Raw genomic sequence first — 4,497 nt, 5'->3', positions numbered from 1 at the left:
CTCAAAGATTTTTAACGATACACCGTATACGAGTGCACTAATGCGGTCAACTTAATTGAAAAGACCCAGTTAAAGTCCAAAATTGGATTTTAACTGGGTCTTTTTAACTTAGTCTAAAACGAAATCAGCACCTTCCCCTGCGGATGCCCATCCTTTACATAGCGCAACGCCTCATTAACATCAGCCAATGAAAACGCCTTTGGATCAACGGCAGGCACAATATCGTTTGCTTCAATAACGGTCGTAATGTCTCGTAGTTGCTCACCAGAAGCCCGAACAAACATGAACCCATAAGTGACGCCAGCTTGTCGTGCTGGCGGTCGAGTTTCGCACCAGCTAGGCCAAATAACCACTGTTTCCACTTCGGCGACCCATAGTTCACCGCAAATTGTTTATTAGGACCGGCCTTCAGACTCAGTAACCTGCCGCCAGGTTTAATAATGGCCAGTTCATGGGCGATCGCCGACGTGCCTAAAGTATCGATCACTGCATCCACTTTAGAAAGTACATCCCAATAGTTCTCAGTGCGATAATCCAAGTACTGATCCGCACCAATGGCGAGTGTCCGCGACTTTGCCTGTGCGTTACCCGACACGATCACCGTTAAGCCCATGGCCTTCGCCAGCGGAATCGCCATCTGGCCAAAGCTGCCCGAGCCACCTGGAATAAACAGGGTTTGCCCAGCCTTCATTTGCAGTTCCTCATGGAGTGCCTGATAGGCAGTCAACCCAGTCAACGCTGCGGCAGCACCTGTTTTGAAGTTAAGATTACTTGGTAGGTGCCAAATGGCATCGGCCGATACTGCAACATATTCTGCAAACGCGCCGATCTTAGGTACTGGTAGTCGCGTATAAATCGCATCACCGACCTCGAAACCGGTAACTTGACTACCAACAGCTTCTATAACACCGGAAAGTTCGTTACCCAGCACCAATGGCATCCGGTAGTTCTGGATCAACTTGACACTCCCATCGATGTTCATTAGATCTAACGGGTTCACAGCTGCCTCTTTAACCTGAACTAACACCTCGTTTGCCTGTATTTCAGGTTTTGTGGTTTCGATGACTTCAGCGTGAATCTGTTTCGAATAACGTGTAATTTGGGCTGTTTTCATGTAAGTTCTCATTTAATTGAACAATCATTCTAAAATAGTGTAAAAATAAATCCCATTTACTTGGGATTATCACTATTAGCTTTTAATAGTGGCTAACGTCATATCAATAATCTGATCGAGTTCTTGATCACTTGGCTGAACCTTTGTCATGACCCGAAGGCCAGTAAACGCGTTGTTGAGATAACTTGCGAGCGCATCAGGATCCAAATTTGTCGCTAACTCGCCTCGTAGTTGGGCTTGTCCGAGCATGGTCGCAAATTGATGCTGGTTACGCGCAAACATTTCCTTCAGTATTGCGCCGACTTCAGGATCGATAACTGCTAATTCTGTTGCAGAATTCACCATCAGGCACCCTTTTGGCGATGTTGGATCCTGAAACGCAGCTGACCGGAAAATCGCACGTAGTTTCCCAATCAAGGTCGTTTCAGAATCGCTGGCCGTTTGAAACAGTCCTGTTGCGAACGCATCATAGCGTTTCAGTGTCTTTAAAAACAGGGTGTGCTTGTCGCCAAACGTGTCATAAATGCTCTTGCGATTAATCCCCATGGTATCTACCAGATCCTGCATGGATGTTTTTTCGTACCCCTGCGTCCAGAATAACCGCATCGCTTTATCTAAAACTTCGTCGATTTCAAACGCTTTGGTTCTTGCCATCGCGATGATCCCTCACTTTATAGTTGAATGTTCATTCTAATATACACACTATTTTTCAAAATTGCAATCCCTTTGATCCTTATTTTTTACACGTGTTCAATATGATACACTAATACTAGACTTATCAATCACTTATTGACCGTCCCCCACTGATTTATCGGTTGTCAGCACATTCTGCCTAGAAATGATACTGGCAATTACGGGCTATCGAGCTCTGCATCACATTCTAAACGAGAGCCTGGGGAGGATAATATCATATGCAACGTCTTACAAAATGGGTCATTCTGTTACTTGCCGCCATGGCACTAACCATCGGTGCAACGCAACCGGTTCGCCCGACCACTGCACAAGCCGCCACTTACGTCTATGTGACGCGAACCGGCAAGCACTATTTTTACCACCGGCACAACTATGGCCTTAACCGCGCCAAGAAAGTCTATCGTGTCACACTGTCGACTGCACGACACCGCGGGCTGACACTTGCGGCAACGGACTATAAAACGCGGCCGCGTAGGGTCAAGCGTGTTACTTACAGACGCCCGACTAAACGCAGGGTTGTCCGCCGAGTCAAAGTAAAAACGGCCAAAATTGCCCAAGCTTCAACCAGCAATTTAACGCATCTGACCTACCATGGTCATCAAGTCGTCATCGTTAATCACAACAACCCAAGATTTAAGGCGTCGACCTATCAAAGCACGCGTGGCAAAAATACGGGAACACAGACCGTCTCAACCGAGTGACCGCTGCTAATGCCGTTTTAAATCAACGATTAATGCCGACTAGCGAACGCGAAGGCTTAACCATCGAACCAACTGGCTGGCACAATAAACGGACAAGCCATGGTTACCTGTACAACCGATGCCATTTGATTGGCTATCAGTTAACCGGTCAAAACAACAACTATCGTAACCTCATGACCGGTACGCGTTCACTCAATGATCCCGGCATGACAAAGTACGAAAATAAAGTCGCCGCCTACCTAAAGAGCAGCAACAGCCACTACGTCCGTTACAAGGTCAAACCCATTTTCAAAGGAGACGACCTCTTAGCCAATGGCGTTCAAATGGAGGGTCAATCTATTGGCAGTCATGCGGTGCACTTTAACGTTTATATCTTCAACATTGAATCAGGATATCATTTAAATTATAGAACTGGGACTAGCCGTACCGCCGGCTAACCTCATCATGGCTTAAGGACGGTGCTCTGGGTGATCGATAACGTCTGTCTGTTACGTAATCTTTAAAATCAGCGATGTTTCACGTGAAACATTCGTGAGACCCACGAGTTGACCCGATACAACAACTCGTGCTATGCTGATTGAAAATCAAAACAAAACACTGCCACCGGGCAGCCGCATCGAACACCATTCCGTTAGGTCATTGAAGGAATGGTGTCCGGTGCTTTTTTGTTTAAGGAGGCACTATCATGGCATGGATTTTCTTAGTCATTGCAGGTATTTTCGAAGTGGTTTGGGCAACGTTTATGAAGCTCAGTGAGGGCTTTTCGCACCCAATATACTCAGTATTAACCGTTCTGGGCATGATCGCGAGTTTCGCATTTTTAGCGAAGGCCACGCACCAATTGCCATTAAGCATCGCGTATCCAGTATGGACCGGTATTGGCGCTGTGGGGACGGTCATTATTGGTGTGATTTTATTTGGCGATAAGTTGAGTCCCCTCACCTGGGTATTTGTTGGGGTGCTCTTTGTCGGCATTATTGGGATTAAGTTGACAGCAAATTAGAGAGCGTGAAGGAAAACGGGAGAAAGCGGAGTGTAAGCCGACTCTGACATAAAGGCCCGGGCCTGACCTTTATGCCAGAGTCAGCTTACATGCAGCTTTCTGTTTTCCGAAACGCGTTTCGGCACTGTAGCCTAGAAAGACTGCACAGATTTGTACCTCGATGCATTTTGATCAGACCTGACTCACACGCAATTTCATGTTCTCCAAATCATATTTCTGCACGGCAGCCAAGAAAGTAAAAAACAGCCCATCCAAGCATCCAAACTGGATCCCAAAACGGCGCTGTTTATCAAAAAATTGTTTCACATGAAACCCAAACCACCCGCTATTGTTCGACCAAGGGCACTAGCATTTCGCCAGTCACTAACCCCTGATCATTCGTTCCGGTTTCGGCCACTGCGTTAGGTCCGCCAACATAGGCATAGCCCTCCAAACGACCAATAATGTCGCCAAAAGTCGTGCCTGACAGTTCATTACGCAGCGTATCCACATCCGCAGCAGCGTGCGGAACCACAAGATAGGGACCAGCCGGAAATTCAATTAATCGGCCAGCTTCATCGCCCGTCAAGGCATGGTCTGCATCAACGCCTAGGTAGTACATCATTTTATGGTGGTACGACTCATTGATGGCATAATGTAAGTCACTGGTTGCGCCAGCATCCAATTTTGCTTGGATGCCGTCATCTTTTAATTGTTTTTCAAACGTTCGTTTCTCCTTGAAAATCGCACTAAAGTCGTGATTACCAAGGGAAAGTTGCGTCCCGATCGCATACACAGTAAACGCATCTCGGGTTTCAATTTTGTACGGTGTCATAGTTAAAAACTCCTTTTCAAACATATGTTAACTTCTAGTGTAGCATTGCAAAATAGCACATTATAACCTTTCGGGTGTGGGATTATATCAAATAATAGAGCGCTTTCAAATATTCACGAAAAAATCTAAGCGTCTTCACGACTTCCACCTAAAATTTAGCGTATAATTTGAG

At 46.2% G+C, this 4,497-nt stretch carries 4 protein-coding genes and 2 pseudogenes; 2 read left to right on the top strand and 4 right to left on the bottom strand.

The features are described from left to right. Positions 1–113: 113 nt before the first annotated feature. The 3 genes and pseudogenes from JCM11969_RS20600 to JCM11969_RS16010 all read right to left on the bottom strand — a co-directional run bounded on the left by JCM11969_RS20600 (position 114) and on the right by JCM11969_RS16010 (position 1,768). Positions 114–284, bottom strand: coding sequence for a zinc-binding dehydrogenase (locus JCM11969_RS20600; protein WP_369523248.1), 171 nt, complete (start codon positions 282–284; stop codon positions 114–116). Between the two features lie 185 nt (positions 285–469). Then, a pseudogene (locus JCM11969_RS20595) lies at positions 470–982 on the bottom strand (alcohol dehydrogenase catalytic domain-containing protein); the annotation flags it as partial. A gap of 207 nt (positions 983–1,189) precedes the next feature. After that, positions 1,190–1,768, bottom strand: a complete 579-nt coding sequence (locus JCM11969_RS16010) for a TetR/AcrR family transcriptional regulator (protein ID WP_054712821.1) — start codon at positions 1,766–1,768, stop codon at positions 1,190–1,192. Between the two features lie 299 nt (positions 1,769–2,067). Between JCM11969_RS16010 and JCM11969_RS16005 the strand changes: the two are divergent. After that, positions 2,068–2,945: pseudogene (locus tag JCM11969_RS16005) on the top strand (DNA/RNA non-specific endonuclease). Positions 2,946–3,193: 248 nt separating this feature from the next. After that, positions 3,194–3,511, top strand: coding sequence for a DMT family transporter (locus JCM11969_RS16000; protein WP_054712818.1), 318 nt, complete (start codon positions 3,194–3,196; stop codon positions 3,509–3,511). Between the two features lie 325 nt (positions 3,512–3,836). Here JCM11969_RS16000 and JCM11969_RS15995 read toward each other — a convergent pair whose 3' ends face one another. Further along, on the bottom strand, positions 3,837–4,325 hold the full coding sequence (locus JCM11969_RS15995) for an effector binding domain-containing protein (RefSeq protein ID WP_065928744.1): 489 nt from the start codon (positions 4,323–4,325) through the stop codon (positions 3,837–3,839). Between the last annotated feature and the right edge of the window lie 172 nt (positions 4,326–4,497).

The organism is Secundilactobacillus paracollinoides DSM 15502 = JCM 11969 (assembly GCF_001311135.1).
GTDB classification, from domain to species: domain Bacteria; phylum Bacillota; class Bacilli; order Lactobacillales; family Lactobacillaceae; genus Secundilactobacillus; species Secundilactobacillus paracollinoides.
Note: the sequence above shows the minus strand (reverse complement) of the source record. Positions and strands in the feature narration are given on the sequence as shown.

Bases quoted from the DNA above. Each gene is read 5' to 3' on its own strand.
- JCM11969_RS20600 (WP_369523248.1), bottom strand. From the start codon at position 284: ATGTTTGTTCGGGCTTCTGGTGAGCAACTACGAGACATTACGACCGTT.
- JCM11969_RS16010 (WP_054712821.1), bottom strand. From the start codon at position 1,768: ATGGCAAGAACCAAAGCGTTTGAAATCGACGAAGTTTTAGATAAAGCG.
- JCM11969_RS16000 (WP_054712818.1), top strand. From the start codon at position 3,194: ATGGCATGGATTTTCTTAGTCATTGCAGGTATTTTCGAAGTGGTTTGG.
- JCM11969_RS15995 (WP_065928744.1), bottom strand. From the start codon at position 4,325: ATGACACCGTACAAAATTGAAACCCGAGATGCGTTTACTGTGTATGCG.